The sequence below is a fragment of the Enterococcus italicus DSM 15952 genome, from assembly GCF_000185365.1.
Taxonomy (GTDB): Bacteria; Bacillota; Bacilli; order Lactobacillales; family Enterococcaceae; genus Enterococcus_G; species Enterococcus_G italicus.
On the sequence record NZ_GL622241.1, the window covers coordinates 2,133,609 to 2,135,394 of the forward strand.

The 1,786-nt window shown below is 34.5% G+C and carries 2 protein-coding genes; both read right to left on the reverse strand.

From position 1 onward, the window contains the following. Nucleotides 1-344: 344 nt before the first annotated feature. Nucleotides 345-1,124, reverse strand: a complete 780-nt coding sequence (locus tag HMPREF9088_RS09825; protein WP_007209098.1) for an ABC transporter permease — start codon at nt 1,122-1,124, stop codon at nt 345-347. A gap of 1 nt (nt 1,125) precedes the next feature. Further along, the coding region (locus HMPREF9088_RS09830) for an ABC transporter ATP-binding protein (protein ID WP_007209099.1) at nt 1,126-1,786 on the reverse strand (661 nt) is incomplete at its 5' end.

A 1,786-nucleotide genomic window follows, 5' to 3' on the forward strand; every position in this document is an offset into this window, starting at 1 on the left:
AAATTAAAGTTTTACTAGGGATTCCATCATAATTTATTGTAAAACACGTAGTAGTATGATTTGTTTTTAAACTTTGCAACAGAACCTTGAAAATTGTTGAAAATAAGATAACTTTTGATTTTGACAAATAAAATAGACGCTGACAGGACGATTTAGAGCCATTTTAAAATGATTAGGTAGGTAATTATGTATATATATGATCTACAAATAAAAAGATTAAAACGGCTCTACAATATATAGGACTGATGACTAAAAATGATATGCTCCCCCTGAAGTAGACACTTAATAAAATAAGTCTACTTTAGGGGGAGCATATCGCAACTTTCTTTAAAGGTATTGTAGTTTTATTTTTCATTATCTAGAATATTCAATTGACCAAAGTCTGTGTAAAAGTACTTGTATGAAAGATATACGGCAATTAAAGATGTAATAGCTGAGGTTGATACCATCATGAAGTAAATCAAAATCTGGTACATTATCGCACTTAGAGGTACTGCTCCCGCTAACATCATCCCAACCATCATTCCGGGGAGGAGTACCAAACCAACTGTACGAGCAGAATCGATTGTCGGTTGCAGTGATCCTTTAATTGATTCGCGCAGAATATCGGTAGAAGCTAATTTGATGGATGCCCCTAAAGCCAAACGTTCATTTACTTCCTGTTGTGCCTTAGAAAATTCATTATTTAAATTTCGGAATGACAAACCAATAACTGACATAGCATTCCCTACCAACATACCCGTAATAGGAATAATTTGCGCTGGTACAAATTGAATGGAACCTGAAATAACTAAGACTAAAATGGAAGCAACTACCCCCACTACAATCGCGGTTAAGGAAATTTTAAAAGCATTTGGTATTTTATCCGCACGTTTGTCAGCATTATAAGCCGCATTGATAATCATAAAAATCATAATGACTGCCGTAACTATTATAGAATCTATTTGAAAAATGTAAGTTAAAACATAGCCAATAATGATTAATTGAACAACCATCCGCAACATGGCCCACAGGATATCTTTTTCCAATCCTAATTTCTCTTTATAAGAGATAGATATGGCAAATAATACCAGAACAAAAGAGAAAACGAGTGATAATGGTGATACTGTCAATTCACTTGTCATATTATGCACCCCTTTCAATACTTAATGTGTGGTCCTGAATTTTGAATATCCGGTCTGGTAACACGGCGTCATCTTGGATATGACTCACCCACATAATAGACACTTGATGTTTTTGTTTATAGGCTAACAAATTATCCCAAACCTTATGACGGTTGTCCTCATCTAGAGATGAAGTGATTTCATCTAGCAATAAGACTGCCGGTGGAAAAATTAGGTGCCGAATTAAACCAATCCGTTGCTTTTCCCCACCGGATATTTTATGAATTGATTTATCCAAATCAATATGTGCTAAACCAAATTCCGCCATATAATCTAAAATGGTTTTTTCATCAAAAGCTTTATCATGTGCTTCAAAAACCAATTCAAAATTATCACGAATTGTTCGTCCAAATAAATGAGGATTTTGTGAAACATATGAAATGGATTTGCGATAGGTTTGATAATTCACTTCTTCCAAAATTTGATCCTTATAAATTATGTCGCCACTGGTTCTCGGGATCAGCGATGAAATCAGTCGTAATAAAGTACTTTTACCGCTTCCCGAAGGCCCCTCAACCCTTATCATTTCATTCGCTTTAATTTGAAAAGAAATATCCTCTAACAGACTTTCTTCTCCAGGTTTAAAGGTCACATTTTCGAACACTACTATACTATCCAAATCC

Coding starts and splice junctions, on each gene's coding strand:
- HMPREF9088_RS09825 (WP_007209098.1), bottom strand. CDS start 1,124: ATGACAAGTGAATTGACAGTATCACCATTATCACTCGTTTTCTCTTTT.